We start from the raw sequence: 19,607 nt of genomic DNA on the forward strand, positions 1-19,607 counted from the left end.
GGACGGGGCCGATGGAAAGCAACGCCCTTCTTCGATCCGAACATGGCAAACCCCTGTCCAACTCGGTGTCGCACTTTCGCGCGGATTGCCCGGACGATCGCCCTTATTGCTTCTGCCCGTTCGCGTCGAAGCGCATATCTTCGGGGACGGTGATGAAGGGGCGGTCCATTTCCGTCGCCATCTTGTTTTCCACGCGAAAGACGAAGGCCAGCACGGTCGCCACCGCCATGAAGAGCCCTTCATTGACGATCTCTCCGGCGCGCGAGGTGAAATAGACGGCACGGGCCAGGTCGGGATATTGCAGGACAGGCACGCTATTCTGGTCCGCCAGTTCGCGGATCGACGCGGCGATGGCGTCGCAACCGCGCGCGACCACCACCGGGGCGGCGTCCACACCTGGTCGATAGCGTAGCGCTACGGCGAAATGCGTGGGATTGGTGATGATGACGCTGGCTTCGGCCACGGCCTGGCGGGTGGAACCGCTCAATACTTCGAACTGGCGGCGACGGATCTGGCCTTTCAGTTCGGGCGAGCCTTCGCTCTCCTTATGCTCGTCCTTCACTTCCTGCTTGCTCATGCCCAGTCGCTTGGCCCGCTGCATGATCTGCGCCGGCACGTCGATGCCGGCGATCAGGAACAGCCCCCCCGCCATGACGAGACAGGTCAGGATGAAGATGTTGCCAAGGTCCGCCATGGCCGGCGCGACGCCCATCTTGCCGAGCGCGGTGATTTCCGTCAGTCGATCCCAGATCAGCCAGACACCGATGCTGCCGAGCAGGCCGACCTTGGCGATCGACTTGAGCAGTTCGATCAGGCCCTGCGTCCCGAAAATCTTCTTGATGCCGCTGGCCGGGTTCATCCGCGACGCCTTGGGCGCGAAGGCGCCGGGGCGGAAGCCGAGCGATCCGAGCAGGGCCGGCGCGGCGATCGCGGCGATGAAAGTGGCCAGCATCACGCCTGCGGCCGGGAGGGCGATGGCGCCGAGCAGCGCCGCACCGCGCGCGGCGGGCGAGAAATCGACGATATCCTCCCTGCGGAAGCGCAGCGCATCGGCCAGCATGTCCGACAGCGCATCGATCAGCGAAGGGCCGGTGATCGCCAGCCAGGCGATGCCGGCCATCACGACCAGCGCCGTGCCCAGTTCGCGCGACTGGAGGATGTCACCCTTCTTGGCGGCGTCACTCAGTTTTTTCTGGGTCGGTTTTTCGGTCTTTTCGCCGCCGCCGGGACTGTCCGCCATGGCCCTAGCGTCCTTCCGCGATCGACTGGGCCTCTTCCAGGCCAGCCTTGAGCGATACGGTGATGCCTTCCGCCATGATCGGCGCGGCGATGGCCAGCAGGATGATGCCGGCCATCATCGCCACCGGCATGCCGACCGCGAACAGGTTGAGCGAGGGCGCGGCGCGCGCCAGCATGCCCATGATGATCTGAACCAGCACCAACGCGAAGCCGACGGGCAGCGCCACCGTGACGCCCGCGCCCAGCAGCGATCCGCCGAACGTCACGAGCCGCCAGACCGTGTCGTTGGACAATAGCCCGGCGCCGGGCGGAAGCGCCTGATAGCTTTGCACCACGAAGCTGGCGAGCAGCAGATGGCCGTCCATGCCGAGTAACAGGAAGGTGGCAAGGACCGAGAGAAAGGTGCCCAGCACCTGGGTCGACTGACCCGAAGACGGATCGATCATCGCCGCGAAGTTGAGGCCCATGGCATTGCCGATGGTTTCGCCCGCGACGAAGGCGGCGGCATAGCCGATCTGGACGGCGAAGCCGAGCGCGAGGCCCGCCAGCACTTCGCCCGCGACCATCATCACGCCTTCGAAACTGGCGACGCCATCGTGCGGCAGCGTGATGGTAACACTGTTGAGTGCGGCCAGGCCAAGGGCGAGGCTGAGGATCAGGCGCAGTTGCAGCGGGACCGCGGGCGCGCCAAAGACCGGTGCGGCGATGAAGGCCGCACCCGGACGGATCATGGCGATGAGCCAGATCCACAGCTGCGTTTCCACGCCCGTGAAGCCGGGCGCGATCATTGCAGCAGGTCCGGGATACGCTCGAAAATTTCGCGGGTGAAGTCGGCGATCAACACCATGATCGACCCGCCGAACAGCGCCAGCATGCCGCCCACGACGATGATCTTGGGAATGAAGCTGAGCGTCTGTTCGTTGATCGACGTCGCGGCCTGCACCATGCCGATGATGACGCCCGCGATCAGCGCTGGGATCAGCACGGGCGCGGCGGCAAGCGCCGTGATCCACAGCGCCTGTTGGGCCAATCCCATGAAGAAATCGGCGTTTTCCATATTATCGGTTACTTTTCTCCGTTCGGTTCGAGCTTGTCGAGAACGAAGCCTGGTGGATGGTTCTCGACATGCTCGAACTGAACGGATGTGGGCAGAGAGGTTGAATCATGTCGCGAACGACCCCGCGAGCGACCCCATGGTCAGCGCCCAGCCATCGACAAGCACGAACAGCAACAGCTTGAACGGCATGGATATGATCGTGGGCGACAGCATCATCATGCCGAGCGCCATCAGCGTCGACGCGACGACGAGGTCGATGATGAGGAAGGGGAGGAAGATCATGAAGCCGATCTGGAACGCCGTCTTCAATTCGCTGGTGACGAAGGCGGGCAGCAGGATCGTGAAGGGAATGTCGTCCGGCGTGTTGAAGGCCGGCGCCTTGGCGAGATTCTGGAACAGCTTGAGGTCGCTTTCGCGCGTCTGCTTGGCCATGAAGCCGTGCAATACCTTGCCCGACCGGCCGACCGCTTCCTCGATGCTGATCTGTCCCTTGCCATAAGGATCGAACGCCTGCGCGTTGATCGCGTCGATCGCAGGGCGCATCACGAACAGGGACAGGAACAGGGTAAGGCCGACCAGCACCTGATTGGGCGGCGTCTGTTGCAGGCCCAGCGCCTGACGCAGGAGCGAGAGGACGATGATGATGCGGGTGAAGCTGGTCATCATGAGTACGAGCGACGGCAGGACCGTCAGCAGGCTCATCAGGACCAGGATCTGGAGGCTGAGCGAGAGCGAGCGGCCGTCGCCCGAAATCTGGCCCATGGCGCGGCTTAGCGCGCCACCATTGTCCGCTGGCGGCGCTGCGGCAGGCGCGGCCTGTGCGAAGGCCGGCACGGTGAAGACGAGGGCAGCCAAAAATAGGATCGCGAAGACCGCGAGCATCCCATAGGCCTTGCGCGGGCGCCCAGTCCGCAAGTGGATTCCCGCCTTCGCGGGAATGACGATGCTATTGGAGTCAGCGCAGACGGGCATGATCGCCTTCCGCGATCTTTTCGATCCGGCTGCGGGTGACGGACAGCAGGATTTTCTTGCCCTCGAACTCGACCACAGCGAGCTTGCCGAAGGCGCCCATGGGCAGCGCTTCGAGCAGCTTCAACGAGCGGTCGCCCTGCCCCGTGATCATGCCGGGCTGATATTTGCGCCACAGCCATAGCGCGGCAAAGGCCATGCCGCCCACCAGCGGCAGCAGGATCAGCAGTTTGACGAAATACCAGAACATGAAATGGCCTGCCCGCAGCTATGGTTAACCACACCTGCGATCCGCAGTTTCGCGGCGGAAGGCAAGCTTAAATTCGATGGCGCAAAATCAGATGATCCGCATCAGCCGCGCCGTTCGATACCGGCGAGGCGGTTTTCGGTCGCGGCGATATCCACGATGCGAATGCCATAGCGGCCGTTCACCGTGACGACTTCGCCCTTGGCGATCAGCGCGCCATTGACCATGATGTCGAGCAGATCGTCGGCCTGGCGGTCCAGTTCGACGATACTACCTTCGGCCAGATCCATGACTTCGGCGAGGCGCAGCGAGGTGGAGCCGACCTCCACCGACATGCGGACCGGGATATCGGCCAGCAGCTTGAACTGGCGATTGTTGGTCATGCGGCTCAGCGGATCTTCGCCACGCTCCATGCGGGGGGCTTCGCTCATGTCGCTCATTGATCGGGTTCCTGTGCAAGCTTTTCAATCTGGAAGGCGGCGCGGCCTTCCTGTTCGCCGATCGTGCCATGCGCGACGATGCGGTTTCCGACGATCAACGGCAGCGATCGGCCGATGGTCACGGGGATGACGTCGCCGACCTTGAGCTGCATCAGCTCGGCCAGCGAGAGATTGGGGCGCGCCAATACGGTACGCGCGGGCAGGCGGATATCGCGCATCCGCCGCGCGATCCGCGTCTGCCAGACGGGATCGGCATGTTCTTCGTCGGCGGGCAGGTTGCTGCCCATCAGCGCTTCGACGCCGCGCAGGGCCAATAGCGGAAAGACCAGGTCGATCGGCCATTCCTGTTCGCGCGTGATGGATATCTTGAAACGCTGCAACACCATCTGGTCGGCGGGCTGCGCCGCAGCGGCATAGCCGACCGCGCTCTCACGCAGGATCAGCCCCTGCTCGAGCGGCAGGATATCGGCCCAGGTTTCGACAAGCCGGGTGACGATAGCATCGGAAAGGCGAGCGATCAGCCGGTCTTCGGTGGGCGTGAATTCGCCACGCGCGGGCAGCGGGCGATTGCCGATGCCGCCGTAGAAACAATCCACCATCGTGGAAATCATCGCCGCGTCCATGCGCAGCAGCATCTGGCCCTTCAGGGGCAGCAGGCGATAGATGGAAAGGCTGCAAAAGGCAGGGACTTCGGCCGTCCAGGCACCGAAATCGAGCACGCGGGTCCCCTGCGCCTCGACAAGGGGGCGCACGCCCGCGATCGGCTCGATAAGCGTGCGCATGCGCCGGCCGAGCTTCTCGCTCAGCCGGTCCAGCCCCGACAGCATGATCGGCGCCTGAGAATCCCCGCGCCCGAAGGCGTAGGTTTGTACGTCGTCCATCTTGGTCCCCTGCCCCATAGCGGATCAGGGGCCATCCCGATCCTTTGGTGCGAGGCCCATTAATAACGAAAATGGTAAAATTGGGGTTAATGGGCCTGCGACCGGCGCTCGCGCCGATCGCAGCCGCAGGACGTTTCCAAAGCCGATTCTACTGGATCACGAAGTTCGTGAAATAGACATTGTCGATGCCGCCATAGCCGGTCTTCTGCTTCAATATGTCGTTGATAATGCCCTTGATCTTGCCCTGGAGCATCTGCTTGCCCTTGGGCGTGTCGAGCACTTCCTGCGGCTGTTCCGCCAGCATCATCAGCACCTGGCTGCGGATCGGCGTCTCATGCTGCTTGACCGCCGCGATGACGCGATAGTCATAATAGGTCGACACAGCGACGCTGATCTGGGCGAAGGCATCGGTGTCCGACATGTTGGACGTGAAGGGCGCCTGCAGCTGGAAATAGGTGGTCTGATAGGCGGTCGGATTGGTCGGCGAAGGCAAATCGATGCCCTTGCCCGGCGCGTGACCGGTCGAGACGGCATGGCTTTCGCCACCACCGCCACCGGCATGTCCGCCGCCTTCACCGCCGCCGCCGCCGCCCTCGCCCGCCCAGCCATGGGCGGTCGCGATCGCCTGCGCATCTTCACCGGCCAGCACCAGCACGGGCTTGTTGGGATCTTCCTTCGGCCCTTCGGCCTTGGGGCTGAAGAAGCCGGCGGCATAGAGGCCGCCCGCCGCGCCTGCCCCACCCACGACGACGCCCACGACCAGCAGCAGGATCATTTTCATGCTCCCGCCTTTTTTCTTCTTGGCCTTTGGCTCGTCGCTCATCTGTCTCGTCCCCTGGGATTAAAGCTGGTCACGCGTAACGCGCGCGCACGGCTCCGCCTGCGGTATCGCCGGCGTCCATATGGTTAAGAACGGCTCCGTCATTCCCTGCTTTATGCCCGAAGGCGATATTTTCTCGCTGTTGCCCGCGGCCCTGCATATGCGACTGGGTGGAGGACTGGCCCATATTCTGGCCGGCCGCCTGACCCTGATTCTGGTGGCTGCCGCCGGACTGCTGTTGCGCTGTATTCTGGTTGGTCGAACCTTCGGCGCGGGTGACTTCCGCGACATGGGGCGCCCGTTCGATCTTCACCTCGCTGATGCGCACGGCCGACAGGCTGGCGTCCAGTTTCAGCCGGTCGCCATCCTGCCGCAACGCCTGCTCGGCCGCCTCGGTCGCGACGGTCAGGCTGATGGCGGCGCCATCATCGCCCTGGCGAATATTGACCTCGACCGGGCCTAATTCCGTCGCGTTGATCTGGAAACGGCCCTGCGCGCCGTTGGCAGAGAGAGAGGCGATGTCACGGGCCAGCCCGTCGATCCACTGGCCCGACACGCCCATGTCGACGACTTGCGCGCCAAGGCTGGCGGAGAGATCGACGGTCGGGATGGCAGGCGCGATGTTGGTGACGGTTTGCGCGGTCGGCTGGGCGAGCGCGGCTGGTGGTGGGGCGCTATCGTTCAATGCCGCCGGCACGATCGGCAGCGCAGCGTCGGGGGACGCGTCGCGGGCGGGCGCGATGGTTTCGGTCCGACGTGGCGCGTGCAGAGTCATATGATCGCGGACCAGCTGGAGCAGGGACACGGCTTCTGCGCGCGGCTTTGCGGCTGCGATGTGGGCGCTTGGCTGAGCAAGGTCGGAGGGTTGCTCCAAGACTTCGGCAGCTTCCTGTTCGGCGGGCAGCGCCTGCGCGGTCGGGATGCTTTGGGCGACTGGGACTGCAACGGCCGGTGCCGAGGCCGCATCCGGGGTCGGTGCCGGGCTGGGGGCCGGATTGGCAAGCTGTATGGGCATTGCCGGCGCGGGCTGGTCGGCAGAGCGCGTGGCGTCCGGAACAATCGTGACGACTGGTAGATCAGCCGGGGCCGTAGCCTTGCCCGACGGCAGGGGCGACGTGTCAGTCGACATGATAGCGGGGGCTGGTGGCGTCGCAGCTTCCCGAACGTTCACGGTCGGAACGCCGGCGCCATCGACCGGGACAGATGTGGCCGGTCGCGTTGTCGATGCGGCAACGGCGGCCGGACGGACGCCAACGGCTTCTAGCGGAGCTTGTTCGACCTCAACCTGTTCGGCTTGAGTAACGATGGGCGGGGTCTGCTGCACAGACGGTGCCATGATCGTGATGGACGGCTCTGCCGAGCGTTGACCATCATTCTGTGCGACGGAGGTCGCATCGTCGCTGAACGGTTCTTCGGTTGCCGCTGGCGTATCGGCCGATTCGGTCGGCAGCTGCGGGGCGACCATGTTCGCCGACACAGCATCATGCCAATGGGCAGAATGGGCCTTGACCGAGACGGGCTTGGGTTCCTGCTCGACAGCGGCGGGGGCAGTCGGTGCCGTCGCGATGGCCGGGGGGGCCGCCGGCGCCAGCACCGCAGGCTTCACGTCCGTCTGCTCGGGCAGACGTACGGCGGTCGCCGTTTCGGCAGCAGGGGGCGTTTCGGGATCGGCGACGGGTATGATGGCGGCCGGCGTTTCGGCTTCAGTCGCCGGAACGCGGTCAGCAAATGCCTCGACATCGCGGGCGGGTGGGCTGTCGGCCGATATGTTTACAACTGCGATCGCGACCGAGCCGGGCAGGTCTGCGGCGGCGATTGCCGCTTCAGGCTCGGGAGACGATACAGCGAGTTGGACAGGTGAATGCGGTTGTTCAGCCTGCGCCGCCGGAACTACAGGGATCGAAGCGGGAGCCGCATTGGCAAGGGCCGGATGCCACGCACCTTCATCAATATGTTCGGCATCGATATCTGGAACTTCGACGTCATTTGCGACGGCAACTTCCGGCACGATCGGCTGCAGCGCGGCGGCCGGCGCTGCGCCGACGCTGCCGAGCAGTTGCGCGAAGTCTGCACCGCCCTCGGCCGACACCGTCGTTCCCTTTACGCCCGTTTGCGCGGGCGTCGGAAACAACATGGCCTTGAGACTGGTCAGCATCGTCATCGTCAAACGTCCCCCGTCCGCTGCATGCGGCGATAGCGCGGCAAGGCCGCGAGCTTATTCTCTCGCCACTCCTCGAGGTTCGCGCGGGCGCGGTCCTTGAGGCGGGTGGCGATTTCCTTCTCGCGGTTCGCTGCAAGAGTCATGCCTTCTTTCGCCTCGACATTGCGCTTGGCATCATAAAGTGCGCCATCGAGCTGACGACCGGCCTGTTCGAGGCGGGTGGCGAGTTCCTGCATCGCGGCGAAGGAGGCACCGCTGGCCATGCCTTCCGTCTCGAACAATTCGCTGCGGACCTTGTTCAGGCGATCGATATTATTGGCCAGAGCACTGGCTTCATCGCGGGCGCGGGCGGTTTCGGCCACGGCCATGGCATGCTGGACATGCCGGACGCGCAGCACGCGTTGGCGGCGGCCGACCAGCCCCTTCACGCGCCGAACCCGGTGATCAACGCGTTGGCGCTGGTGTCGAGGTCGATGCGGCTTTTCTGGTCCTGACGGATGAAGTCGAGGATTTCCTGCCGGCGGCGGACGGCTTCGTCGATGACGGGGTCGTTGCCGGGGCGATAGGCGCCCATCAGGATGAGGTCGCGATTTTCCTCATAGGCGGCCCAGAGGCGGCGATAGACGGCAGCCGCCATGCGATGCTCGTCCGACACGACGTCCGCCATGACGCGGGACAGCGATTTGCCGATGTCGATCGCGGGGAAGATCGCCTGTTCCGACAATTGGCGCGACAGGACGAAATGTCCGTCGACGATAGCACGAGCGGCGTCGACGATCGGATCGTCGGTATCGTCGCCATCGGCCAGCACGGTGTAGAGCGCGGTGATCGAGCCGCCGGTGCGGGCGTCCACACCGGCGCGCTCCACCAGACGGGGGATGAGGGCGAGGGCCGAGGGCGGATAGCCCTTCATCGCGGGCGGTTCGCCCAGTGCCAGGCCGATTTCGCGCTGGGCATGGGCGCAGCGCGTGAGGCTGTCGATCAGCAGCAGCACCTTCTTGCCGCGGGCACGGAAATATTCGGCGATGGCGGTGGCGCGCGCGGCGGCGCGCAGGCGCAGCACCGGAGGATGGTCAGCCGGTACGGCGACGACGACGCTCTTGCCCATCGTGTGCTTGAGCTTGGTTTCGAGGAAGTCGCTGACTTCGCGACCGCGCTCGCCGATCAGGCCGACGACGACGACATCGGCTTCGGCGCCGGCGATCATCTGGCCCATCAGGACGGATTTACCGACGCCCGAGCCGGCGATGATCGCGATACGCTGGCCGCGCCCGGCGGTGAGCAACGCGTTGACGGCGCGCACGCCAAGATCGAAGGCTTCGGTCACGCGACCGCGATCGAGGACATTGCCCTTCACGCCGTTCAATGGCCATGTGCCGCCCGCGATGATCGGCCCCTTGCGGTCGAGCGGCTGGCCCATGGCGTCGATGACGCGACCGATCAGGCCATCGCCCACCTGCACCATATTCGCCTGACTGTCCGGTTCGACGCGGATACCGTTTTCCAGCGGCGCGTCGGCATCGAGCGGCACCAGCAGCGCGCGGTCGCCGCGAAAGCCGACGACTTCGGCGCGACAGACCGAACCGTCGCTGGCCAGTACGCGCGCGCCCGATCCGATCGGGCGGCGGAAACCGGTGACTTCCAGCATGCCCGCATCATGGCTGACCAGACGGCCGACATGACGGGGCGCACGGTTCTGGACCTGCAAATGGTCGAACAGGGTTTCGGCCTGGGCGATCTGGGCACGGATCACGCCTTGCCCTCCATATCGTCCATCAGCGCGCGCAGGCGCGACAGGCGGACGTCCGGGCCATCCTCGACCCAGCCTTCGCTGGTTTCGAGGCGTACGCACCCACGGTGCATGTTCCTGTCGCCCACCAGCTTGACGCCGATCGCTTCGCCTTCCAACAGGTTGATGTCTTCGGGATGAAGGTGAAGCGCGTTCTTGCCTTCATTATCCTCGATAAAGGCGGCGACGGTGTCGCAGCGCTGGACGAGGCGTTCGATGTCGATCTCCACCTCCCCCACAATCTGTTCGACCAGACGGACGACGGTAGCGGACAACATGGTGGAGAGCATGCCGCTGGGCGCGGGGGCGAGCATCTCCAGCGCTTCGGTCAGGCGAGCACGGGCATCGGCTTCCTCGCCATGGGCTTCGGCGGTGACGCGGCAGCCTTCATCGAAGCCTTGGGTAAAGGCCTCCATCCGGGCTTCTTCCAACAGGTCGATTTCCGGTTCGGGTTCGAACACGCCGTTGCGCATCGTCGCGGCAATCGGGGTTTCGGGCGAGGCATAGAGCGTGCGGAAGCCGCCGCCTGCGGGGCGGAAGCCCGCGACCGCGACGGGCGCAGCGTCCTGAACGGCCTGAGCCCCCCAAATCTTAGACAAAATCGTTGCCCTTCCCGCCGAGCATGATGGTGCCAGCGTCGGCCATGCGGCGCGCGGTGGCGATGATGAGTTTCTGCGCGTCGATCACTTCGGCGAGGCGGATCGGACCGCGTTCCTCGATCTCGTCGGCGATCGCCTGCGCCGCGCGGGCGGACATGCAGCTGAAGATCTTGGCCTTGAGCATGTCGTTCGCACCCTTGAGCGCCACGACCAGCACCTGGCTGTCGACGGTACGCATCAGCGTGCCCAGATTCTTGTCGTCCATGTCGATGAGGTTGTCGAAGACGAACATTTCCTCCTCGATCGTCTGGGCGATCATCTTGTCGCGCTTGGCGACGGCCTTCATGATCCGCTGTTCATTGTCCTTGCGGACATTGTTCATGATCGCGGCCGCTTCGACCGTGCCGCCGCGCTGCGACGCCGCGCCCTGCTTGTTGACCGGACCGCGCAGCAGCAACTGCTCCAGATCCTCCAGCGCCTCGTTCGACACCGGTCCGAGCGTGGCGATGCGGTAGACGATCTCTTCCTGATATTCGACCGGCAGCAATTGCAGCACGTCGGCGGCGACGGGCGCCTCCAGATGGGCCAGCACGATCGCCATGATCTGCGGATGTTCCGCCTCGATCAGGGTGCCGATTTCCTTGGCGTCCATCCACTTCAGCATTTCCAGCTGGGTGGAGCGGGTCGGCGGGGTGATGCGGGCCAGGATGGTTTCCGCGCGCTCCTCGCCCAGAGCCTTGGTCATCGCGCCGCGGATATGGCGGGTGGCGCCATAGCCGATGGTGGTGCGCTTCTTGGCCTTGGTGACGAAATGGTCGAGCGCTTCGTTCACTTCCTCCGGATCGACATCCTGCACGTCATACATGGCATAGCCGAGCTGGCGTACTTCTTCGGGTTCCAGGCGGGACAGGATCTGGGCGGCTTCATCCTCATCGAACAGCATCAGGAGGACGGCGGCGGCGGCGCTGCCTTTCAGCGCCTCGGGGCGACCGGGGACGATCTCAGGCATTTTCCTTCTTAGCCTCCTTCAGCAGGTCGCGGACGACCAGGGCGGCACGATCGGGATCCTGCTTCACGAAGTTGCGGATCAGGTCGGCGCGCTGGGCATAGTCATAGGTGGAGGAAATCATGTCGAGCGTGACCTTGGGCTCCCCGCCTTCCGGCGTGATGACGGCGGCCTGCTTGGTGATTTCGGTCGAAATCTCGCGGCCGATGCGCTGACCTTCCTCGGGGGCCGGCGCGGCCAGAGCGTCCTGCGGCGCGGCGCGACGCTTGAGCAGCGGGCGGCCGATGCCGAAGATGACCAGCAGCGCGACCAGCAGAGCCGACACGTTGCGCACCAGCGGCGACACCCAATCGGCTTCATACCAGGGGGCGACCGCGTCTTGCGTCTTGAGGAAGCTGCGCGAAGACAAGGCCACCACGTCGCCACGGGTCTGGTCGAAGCCGACCGCGCCCTTCACCAATGCTTCCAGTGCGGCGATTTCCTGCGGCGTGCGCGCCTTTCCGTCGGGCGCGGTGTCGAGCGCGACAGCGACCGACAGACGCTTGACGGTGCCGATGGCATCGCGGGTGACGGACACTTCACGGCCCAGCTCGAAGCTGCGGTTGAAGGTTTCCTCGGTCTTCATCAGCGGGTTGGGCGGCGTGCCGGGCTGGCCAGCCTGTGCGCCCTGCGCCGTCTGCCCCTGCGACACGGCCTGACCATTGGGATTGGTCTGGGTGACGGTGGGGTTGACCGGCGCCTGGTTGCTGAGCGCGCCGGGGATGCCCGATGCTTCGCCCGTACCCTGACCGCGCGGGTCGGAAGCCCAGGTGCCGGTTTCGTTGCGCAGGCGCGCTTCGTCCTGCGGATAGGTTTCGCGGGTGGCCTGACGCTCCGCGAAGTTCAGTTCGGCATGAACTTCGGTCGAGAAATTGCCCTGACCCAGGATTGGGGTCAGCAGCGCGATCACCGACTGGCGATAGCGATCCTCGATCTTGCCCTGCACCGCCAGTTGGCGATCGTCGCCGGCGTTGCTGTCATTGTCGCTCAAGAGCCGGCCATTCTGGTCGACCACCGAGATATCGTCCGGATTGAGTTCCGGGATCGACGAAGCGACGAGATGGACGATCGCGCTGACCTGCTGATCGGTGAGCGTGCGACCGTTGGCGAGACGCAGCATGACCGAGGCCGAGGGCTTGGACCGTTCGCGCAGGAAGACGCTGGGCGGTTCGACGGCCAGATGCACCTTGGCGGTTTCGACGCTGTCGATCGCCTCGATCGTGCGGGCCAGGTCCATTTCACGGGCCGAGCGCAGCTTTTCGCCTTCCACGGCGCGCGAAGCGCCCATTGGCAGGCTGTCGATCATGCTGTTACCGTCGGGCGCGCTCTTGGGCAGGCCCTGGGCGGCGAGCATCATCTTCGCCTTGAAATAGTCGCCTTCGCCCACGGTCATGCCGCCGCTATTGTCGAAGTCATACTTGATGCCATTCTGGTCCAGCACCTGCGCGACGGCCGACTTGTCGGTATCGGGCAGGGCGCGGAACAGATCGCGCTGCGGCGGTTCGCGCAGCGCGAGCCAGGCCGCGCCGGCCACCGCGACGGTGCCGATCAGGCCGAGCAGCGGCAGGCTCTTTGCCACGGCGGGTTGCTTGATGAAGCCGGTGAAGCGCGCCTTGAGCGCGTCCATGCCCTTGGCTCCGTTCCCGAAGGCGGCGCTGGAGGGGAGAGCAGGCGCGGATGCGCCGACATTGGTGCTGAGTGCGTTCTCGCTCATGGTTTAAACCGGCATGCTCATAATGTCCTTATAGGCGGACAGGAGTTTGTTGCGGACCTGAAGGGTCGCTTCGAAGCTGACCGACGCCTGCTGTTTGGCCAGCATGACGGCGGCGATGTCGGTGGTTTCGCCACGCTCGAACGAGGCCGCTGCCTCACCCGCCTGATTTTGCAGGCCGTTGACCTGTTGCAGCGCGCTGTTGAGCGCATCGGTAAAGCCGCCGGGCGCGGTGCCCTGCGGTCCGCCGACGCCGGGCGCGCCGACCGTGCCGGTCGAGGCGACGTCGCGCAGGGCCGCATTTTTCTGCAGGATGGCGTTGCGGATCGCCATCACGCTGTCGGTCGGGGAAACGCCGTTGATAGCCATGGTTCAACCCTCCCTTTATGCTGCGGCCAGCTCACGCATTTCGGCGAGCCGATAGCGAAGCGTGCGTTCGGAAATGCCCAGCTTGCGGGCGGCGGCGGCGCGATGACCATCGGTTTCGCGCAGGGCGATCCGGATGGCTTCGAGTTTGCTGTGATGGGCGACGTCGCGCAGGCGGACCGGCTCGACCGGGATGGACGCCGGCGCGATGATCGGCGCGACGACGCGCAGCGGCTGTGGCGCGCCGGTCAGGTGCAGGTCGTCCGCCTCGATCATCATGCCGTCGCGCAACACCAGCGCGCGCTGAAGCACATTGCCCAGTTCGCGGGCGTTGCCGCGCCAGTTGTGGGCGCTGAGCTTGTCCATGGCGGCGGCGGTCGGCCATACGAACGGCGCCTTGCCCATATCCTGATGACGCAGCAGCATGGCGGCGGCGATCGCGGCGACGTCGCCGGGACGTTCGGCCAGCGGGCGCAGTTCCAGCGGCATGACGTTGAGGCGCCAGTAGAGGTCTTCGCGGAAGCGGCCGGCAGCGACTTCACCTGCCAGATCGCGGTTGCAGGCCGCGATGATGCGGACATTGACCGGCACCGGATGGGTCGCGCCGACGGGGAGGACTTCGCCTTCCTGCAGGGCGCGCAGCAGCTTGGACTGGAGCGAGAGCGGCAGTTCGGCGATTTCGTCGAGGAAGAGCGTACCGCCGTCGGCGGCCAGGAACAGACCTTCCGAGGCGTTGGACGCGCCGGTGAAGCTGCCCTTCTTATGACCGAACAGCATCGCTTCCATCATGGTTTCGGGCAGCGCGGCGCAGTTGACGGCGATAAAGTCGTGAGCGGTGCGACCCGATTGGGCGTGGAGGAAGCGCGCCATGCCTTCCTTGCCGGTGCCGGTGTCGCCCTGAATGAGGACGGTCGCATCGCTGCGAGCGACGCGGCCGGCCAGCGTCATCAGACGCGCGCTGCCGCTGTCGCCGACCGCGGGAACCGATGCCGGGCGAACGAGTTCAGCGATCAGGGCAAAGGCAAAACCCATGTCCGCGATGCCGAATGCGACGCGGGCCGGCAGGCCGTTGGCGGCAGCGATCAGCGACGGCGCGCCATCGATGACATTGATGAGTATGTCGCGATGCGTGGCATGACCGATTTCGGTGGCCAGCAATATGCGCCGGTCGTCCCGTTCACGGGGGCTGGCGGCGTCGACGATACGAACGGTGTAGTAGGCATTCTCAAGCCAGTGCTGCAAGCCCGGAAGAAGCGCGCAGACCCCACGGCTCACGTCAAGCATAGACATGAACAGACCCCATGTTTTGGGCGGTTTGTGCCCCCGCACGCCCCAACCCCCTTCGATGGTTAATAAATACCCGTTCTGTGGTTATCAGATAGTTAACGCGACACGGCAGCTTGCCGCAGTGCGGCAGGTTTTTTCCGGCAAAAGCGGCAATTTTTTCCACCTTAGTCTAATCCGCGCGCGTCGCACGCACGGTGCGCCCGCGTAAGGGCCTTTGCGAACCCCATGATTCGCACCTGTTTCGAAAAAAATCGACGTCGCGACTAAAAGCTTCCCGCACCCCGCCGTTATCCCCTTTCGAGGCCGCAAGCGCTCTGACTGATGGCAGCGACCTGATATTGAATTGGAAAGGGAACACCATGACTGTTATCGCAACCAACACCGCAGCGCTGCGCTCCGCCAACGCTTCGACCGCCGCCACCAAGGCTCTGGGCACCGCAATGGAACGCCTGTCGACCGGCAAGCGCATCAACAGCGCCAAGGACGACGCCGCTGGCCTGGCCATCGCATCCAGCATGACCGCCCAGATCCGCGGCATGACCCAGGGCGTCCGCAACGCCAATGACGGCATCAGCCTCGCCCAGACGGCGGAAGGCGCGCTCGGCGAAGTCGCCAACATGGTTCAGCGTATGCGTGAATTGACCGTCCAGGCGATCAACGGCACCAACGACACCGACGCCAAGACCAACATCAAGGCGGAAATGGATCAGCTGTCCACGCAGATCACCGACACGCTGGCCAACACCAAGTTCAACGGTACGGCACTGTTCGTCGGCACCACCGACACGAAGATCCAGGCCGGCGCCAATGCAGGCGACTCGGTGACGATCAAGGCGAGCAACCTGTCCGCCAGCGCCGACATCACCGCCATCGCCGGCGCCACCGCCGCCGCCGTGGACGTGACCACCGCGACCGACGCCGACCTTGCCAAGTTCGACACCGCGCTGAACACCATCTCGACGACCCGCGCCGACCTGGGTGCCGTCCAGAACCGCCTGGAATCGGCGGTCAGCAACCTGACGAACAACATCACCAACCTGACGGACGCCCGCAGCCGCATCGAAGACGCCGACTTCTCGGCCGAAACGACCGCGCTCGCCAAGCAGCAGATCCTGAGCCAGGCCTCCACCGCGATGCTGGCCCAGGCCAACCAGAGCCAGCAGGGCGTGCTGAAGCTGATCGGCTAAACCCGACACAAAATTGGTCGGCTGAGGTATTGGTCACCGCCAGCCGACCATGGTGCCCCCGGCACATCAACAGTCCCCACCGTGCCGGGGTCACACCTTCGATCGAACGACCAGCTTTTAGAAGCCTCCGTCCCCCCGGGCGGAGGCTTCTTCATTATAGCGCCTGTCGGCGCAGAACCGCACCGGCCCTCTCCCCCACCCGGCCACCCAACGGCAGTATCATATGGGTGGCCGGGTGGGGGAGAGGGCCGGTGCCGCCTTCGAAAGGCGCGGTCACGCGCATTTCCAGACGAACCCCGGATACAAGTCTTGGCTCGGTCGTTTTCCGGGTCCATGATGAACGCCATGACACAGATCGACCGGCGCGCGATGATCGCCGCCTCCGCCGCCGCCCTGCTTTTGCCCGACACGCTATTGGCGCAGACCAGAGGTGCCGCTTTCTCCTGGGACAAGCTGATCGCGTCGGCACAGCGCCTGTCGCGCACGCCCTATAAAGAAGTGCCGCGTCATCCCGGTGCGGCGAAGGTCGATTATATAGCGCAGCATGAAGCGCGGTTCCGCGACGAGCGCACCTTGTGGAACGACCTGCCGGGCGATACCGGCATACGCTTCTTTCCCTTGTCGCAATATTCGACCCAGCCGGTGCAGATCTCGACCGTCGAGAATGGGCGCGCTACGCCCCTTCGCTACGATCCGACGGTGTTCGACATGCCAGCCGACAATGCCGTCGCCAAGCTGGGGCCGGATGCGGGCTTTGCCGGTTTCCGCATCATGAACGCCAAGCGCGACGGCGACTGGCTGTCCTTCCTGGGCGCCAGCTATTTCCGCGCGCCCAGTCCGCAGAAGCAGTTCGGCATGTCCGCGCGCGGGATCGCGATCAACACCAGCCTGCCGGGCAAGGAGGAATTTCCCGCCTTCACCCATTTCTGGCTGGAGCGCACCGGCAATAGCAGCGTGACCATCTATGCGCTGCTGGACGGCGCATCGATCACCGGCGCCTATCGTTTCGTCAGCAGCCTGGGGCCGGACGGGGTGAAGCAGGATATCACCGCCGCGCTCTTCCCCCGTCGCCCGATCCAGGAACTAGGGCTGATGCCGATGACCAGCATGTTCTGGTATAATCAGGCGAACCGGACGCAGGGCACCGATTGGCGCCCGGCCGTGCATGACAATGACATGCTGTCGATCGCCGGTGCCGACGGGACGGCGCATGTCCGCCCGATCGTGAACCCGTCCGCCCCGCATTTCAGCGCCTTTACCGAAGTCAGCCCCAAGGGGTTCGGCCTGTTGCAGCGCGATCGCGATTTTAGCCATTATCAGGATGACGGCGTCTTCTACGATCGTCGCCCTTCGCTCTGGGCCACGCCGAATACGCCATGGGGCAAGGGGCAGGTGCGGCTCTACGCCTTCCCCACCGACAGCGAATATACCGACAATGTCTGCGCCTATTGGACGCCGGACGGCGCGGCGCGGCCGGGCAGCCGGATCGACGCCAGCTATCATCTAGACTGGTCGGCTGCGCGCGCGCCGGCGTCGGCGGGCCTGGCCATCGTCCAGAATGTGTGGCGCGGCCATAGCGAGCAGAAGGGCGCGGAAAAGCTGGTGATCGATTTTGCCGGCGTGGCTGCCGATCCCAAGCCCGACATCTGGGTCGATGTGAGCGGCGGCACGATCGCCAAGCAGGCGGGCTATCCGGTGCTGGGGCAGGATCGTCTGTTCCGCACGGTGCTTGATGTCGTGCGTCCACAGGGTAAAGCGGTCGATGTCCGGCTGCAATTGCGATCGGGCGATCGCGCGCTCAGCGAATATGTCCATTATCCGATGGGTGCGTAAAGGGAACCGTCGGCCTGCCCAGCGGTTCCATCACCTTGGGTCAAACGGGACGGGTCTTTTGAATGACGGGGAACGGAGGCGTTCAAGCGCCGCACGGCGATGCGGAAGGCGAGCCGTTGGCGCGCGCCTTTGAACATGTGCCGGCGGAAACTCCGCTGGCGATGCCCGAGCAGGATTTCGGCACGAAGCCGGCGATGACCATGCGCCGGCCGCTCAATATCGACATCTGGGCGCGGCGATTGCTGGTCGTACTGCTGGCATTGCTCCCCGCCGCGATGGCCGGACATGAGATGCGCCAGTCGATCGGTCTGGACGGCATCGATTGGATGGAGGGCCTCTATCTTGCCCTGTTCATCCCCCTCTTCGCCTGGATCGCCTTCGGCTTTGCGACGGCGATGATCGGCTTCCTGTTGCTGACCGTGGGCAAAGGGCGCAGCGTCACGCCGCGCCCGCTCAATCCCGCAACCCCGCTCAAGGGCAAGACCGCCATCCTGCTGCCGGTGTGCAACGAGGATTTTCTGGGCGTGCTGGGCCGGCTGTCGATCATGGAACGGTCCTTGGCGCAGGTGATGGGCGGCGAGCGGTTCGAATTTTTCATCCTGTCCGATTCCAACGTGGAAAGCGGCGAAGTGGAACGGCGCGCCTATCAGGAAATGCGCGACTCCTTCTCCCGACCGGTTCATTATCGTCGCCGGGCGCTGAATATCGGCCGCAAGCCCGGCAATATCGCCGAGTGGGTGCAACGCTTCGGCGGCGGCTATGATTATATGGTCGTGCTGGACGCGGACAGCGTGGTCAGCGGCCAGACGATGGCGCGCCTGGCCGCTGACATGGAGCGGCATCCGCATGTCGGCCTGATCCAGACAGTTCCTACGGTGATGGGCGCGGCCACTTTGTTCGCGCGCTGGCAGCAATTTGCCAGCCGCCTGTTCGGCCCGACATCGGCCGCCGGCATGATCTGGTGGGCCGGTTCCGAAGGCATGTTCTGGGGCCATAATGCCATCGTGCGCGTGAGCGCCTTTGCCGAGAGTTGCGGCCTGCCGGAATTGCCGGGCCGCGCGCCGTTTGGCGGGCATATTTTGAGCCACGATATGCTGGAGGCCGCACTGCTGCGTCGGCGCGGCTGGGACGTGCATATGGTCACGGCCGACGACAGTTTCGAAGAATTCCCGCCGTCCATGCCCGACCTGTTCACCCGCGACCGGCGCTGGTGCCAGGGCAATATCCAGCATGTGCCGTTGCTGGTGAAGATCAAGGGGTTGCACCCGGTCAGCCGATTCCAGCTGCTGGTCGGCGCATCGGCCTATTGCACGTCGCCATTATGGCTGTTGCTGATGCTGGTCGTGCTGGGTGGCGCGATCAGCGGGCTGTGGCCGCCGACGGCCGTGCTGCCTTCGGGCGGGTTGCTGGCACTGACCGTGGTGCTGCTATTCGGGCCAAAGATATTGGCGATATTGTGGGCCATGGCCGATCCGGCCCGGCGCATCGGTTTTGGCGGCGCAGCGCGGATGACGCGCGGCGTGATCGTCGACATCATCCTGTCGATCCTGATGGCGCCGGTGGCGATGCTGACCCAGACGATCAACCTGTTCGGCATATTGATGGGCAAGAAGGCGAGCTGGAACGGGCAGACCCGCGACCGCGACGGCATGGCCATCACCAGCGCGATCTGGCTGTTCAAATGGCATTTGTTGCTGGGCGCGGTACTGACCGCGATGGCGGTGAAGGCCGGCAGCCTGGGCTGGATGTCGCCGGTGGTCGCCGGCCTGTTCGCTGCGCCGGTGCTGGCGGCGGTGACGGCGCGCAAGGATCTGGGCCGACGGGCGGAAGAAAGCGGCCTGTTCGAAGTCGCCGATCCATGGTGGCGGACGCAAAGCTATCGCCCGCTCCGCTTTCGCTGGCCGACCACCGATGGCCGGCCGGTCGGGCCGCTGCCGGCGAACGACGAATAAAATCGCGTTTCGCGGCGTAGGACG

Annotated in this window: 19 protein-coding genes; 3 read left to right on the plus strand and 16 right to left on the minus strand. The window is 64.9% G+C overall.

Going from position 1 to position 19,607, the window contains the following annotated elements:
• Window positions 1-103: 103 nt before the first annotated feature.
• The 16 genes from flhB to F4U94_RS03695 form a co-directional block, all read right to left on the minus strand.
• Window positions 104-1,240 (minus strand): flagellar type III secretion system protein FlhB, encoded by a 1,137-nt coding sequence (gene flhB / locus F4U94_RS03610; RefSeq protein ID WP_120251865.1) that lies wholly within the window; start codon window positions 1,238-1,240, stop codon window positions 104-106.
• A gap of 4 nt (window positions 1,241-1,244) precedes the next feature.
• Complete coding sequence (fliR, locus tag F4U94_RS03615; RefSeq protein WP_120251864.1) at window positions 1,245-2,027, minus strand: flagellar biosynthetic protein FliR; 783 nt, start codon at window positions 2,025-2,027, stop codon at window positions 1,245-1,247.
• Window positions 2,024-2,296, minus strand: coding sequence for a flagellar biosynthesis protein FliQ (gene fliQ, locus F4U94_RS03620; RefSeq protein WP_056691450.1), 273 nt, complete (start codon window positions 2,294-2,296; stop codon window positions 2,024-2,026). Before fliQ ends, fliR begins: the two co-directional genes overlap by 4 nt.
• Before the next feature lie 105 nt (window positions 2,297-2,401).
• Window positions 2,402-3,178 (minus strand): flagellar type III secretion system pore protein FliP, encoded by a 777-nt coding sequence (gene fliP, locus F4U94_RS03625; protein WP_120252323.1) that lies wholly within the window; start codon window positions 3,176-3,178, stop codon window positions 2,402-2,404.
• A 73-nt stretch (window positions 3,179-3,251) separates the two neighbouring features.
• Window positions 3,252-3,515: a FliO/MopB family protein gene (locus F4U94_RS03630; RefSeq protein WP_120251863.1), complete on the minus strand. Its 264-nt coding sequence runs from the start codon at window positions 3,513-3,515 to the stop codon at window positions 3,252-3,254.
• 101 nt (window positions 3,516-3,616) lie between these two features.
• The gene (gene fliN, locus F4U94_RS03635; protein ID WP_056691458.1) at window positions 3,617-3,952 is read right to left on the minus strand and encodes a flagellar motor switch protein FliN; all 336 of its coding nucleotides are present in this window, start codon (window positions 3,950-3,952) and stop codon (window positions 3,617-3,619) included.
• A complete protein-coding gene (locus F4U94_RS03640; protein ID WP_120252322.1) occupies window positions 3,949-4,833 on the minus strand; it encodes a flagellar motor switch protein FliM in 885 nt (294 codons plus the stop codon). Before F4U94_RS03640 ends, fliN begins: the two co-directional genes overlap by 4 nt.
• 148 nt (window positions 4,834-4,981) lie before the next feature.
• On the minus strand, window positions 4,982-5,656 hold the full coding sequence (locus F4U94_RS03645) for a flagellar basal body-associated FliL family protein (RefSeq protein WP_120251862.1): 675 nt from the start codon (window positions 5,654-5,656) through the stop codon (window positions 4,982-4,984).
• A gap of 28 nt (window positions 5,657-5,684) precedes the next feature.
• Window positions 5,685-7,808: a flagellar hook-length control protein FliK gene (locus F4U94_RS24740; protein WP_249042023.1), complete on the minus strand. Its 2,124-nt coding sequence runs from the start codon at window positions 7,806-7,808 to the stop codon at window positions 5,685-5,687.
• 8 nt (window positions 7,809-7,816) lie between these two features.
• Window positions 7,817-8,242, minus strand: coding sequence for a hypothetical protein (locus tag F4U94_RS03665; protein ID WP_120251859.1), 426 nt, complete (start codon window positions 8,240-8,242; stop codon window positions 7,817-7,819).
• Window positions 8,239-9,567: a FliI/YscN family ATPase gene (locus F4U94_RS03670; protein WP_120251858.1), complete on the minus strand. Its 1,329-nt coding sequence runs from the start codon at window positions 9,565-9,567 to the stop codon at window positions 8,239-8,241. The genes F4U94_RS03665 and F4U94_RS03670 overlap by 4 nt, the downstream gene beginning before the upstream one ends.
• Window positions 9,564-10,202, minus strand: coding sequence for a FliH/SctL family protein (locus F4U94_RS03675; protein WP_232015795.1), 639 nt, complete (start codon window positions 10,200-10,202; stop codon window positions 9,564-9,566). Before F4U94_RS03675 ends, F4U94_RS03670 begins: the two co-directional genes overlap by 4 nt.
• The gene (fliG, locus tag F4U94_RS03680) at window positions 10,195-11,211 is read right to left on the minus strand and encodes a flagellar motor switch protein FliG (protein WP_120251857.1); all 1,017 of its coding nucleotides are present in this window, start codon (window positions 11,209-11,211) and stop codon (window positions 10,195-10,197) included. Before fliG ends, F4U94_RS03675 begins: the two co-directional genes overlap by 8 nt.
• A complete protein-coding gene (gene fliF / locus F4U94_RS03685; protein ID WP_120251856.1) occupies window positions 11,204-12,961 on the minus strand; it encodes a flagellar basal-body MS-ring/collar protein FliF in 1,758 nt (585 codons plus the stop codon). The genes fliG and fliF overlap by 8 nt, the downstream gene beginning before the upstream one ends.
• Before the next feature lie 3 nt (window positions 12,962-12,964).
• Window positions 12,965-13,321 carry a flagellar hook-basal body complex protein FliE gene (gene fliE, locus F4U94_RS03690; RefSeq protein ID WP_120252319.1) on the minus strand — a complete coding sequence of 119 codons (357 nt, stop codon included), beginning with the start codon at window positions 13,319-13,321 and terminating at the stop codon, window positions 12,965-12,967.
• Window positions 13,322-13,342: 21 nt separating this feature from the next.
• Window positions 13,343-14,614 (minus strand): sigma-54 interaction domain-containing protein, encoded by a 1,272-nt coding sequence (locus tag F4U94_RS03695; RefSeq protein WP_120251855.1) that lies wholly within the window; start codon window positions 14,612-14,614, stop codon window positions 13,343-13,345.
• 356 nt (window positions 14,615-14,970) lie between these two features.
• Here F4U94_RS03695 and F4U94_RS03700 point away from each other — a divergent pair, with 356 nt between their 5' ends.
• The 3 genes from F4U94_RS03700 (at window position 14,971) to mdoH (ending at window position 19,583) form a co-directional block, all read left to right on the plus strand.
• On the plus strand, window positions 14,971-15,798 hold the full coding sequence (locus F4U94_RS03700; RefSeq protein ID WP_120251854.1) for a flagellin N-terminal helical domain-containing protein: 828 nt from the start codon (window positions 14,971-14,973) through the stop codon (window positions 15,796-15,798).
• Between the two features lie 345 nt (window positions 15,799-16,143).
• The gene (locus tag F4U94_RS03705; RefSeq protein WP_120252318.1) at window positions 16,144-17,631 is read left to right on the plus strand and encodes an OpgD/OpgG family glucan biosynthesis protein; all 1,488 of its coding nucleotides are present in this window, start codon (window positions 16,144-16,146) and stop codon (window positions 17,629-17,631) included.
• 62 nt (window positions 17,632-17,693) lie between these two features.
• Window positions 17,694-19,583: a glucans biosynthesis glucosyltransferase MdoH gene (gene mdoH / locus F4U94_RS03710; RefSeq protein ID WP_120251853.1), complete on the plus strand. Its 1,890-nt coding sequence runs from the start codon at window positions 17,694-17,696 to the stop codon at window positions 19,581-19,583.
• Window positions 19,584-19,607 lie beyond the last annotated feature (24 nt).

The sequence above is a fragment of the Sphingobium limneticum genome (genome assembly GCF_008710155.1).
Classification (GTDB): Bacteria; Pseudomonadota; Alphaproteobacteria; order Sphingomonadales; family Sphingomonadaceae; genus Sphingobium; species Sphingobium limneticum.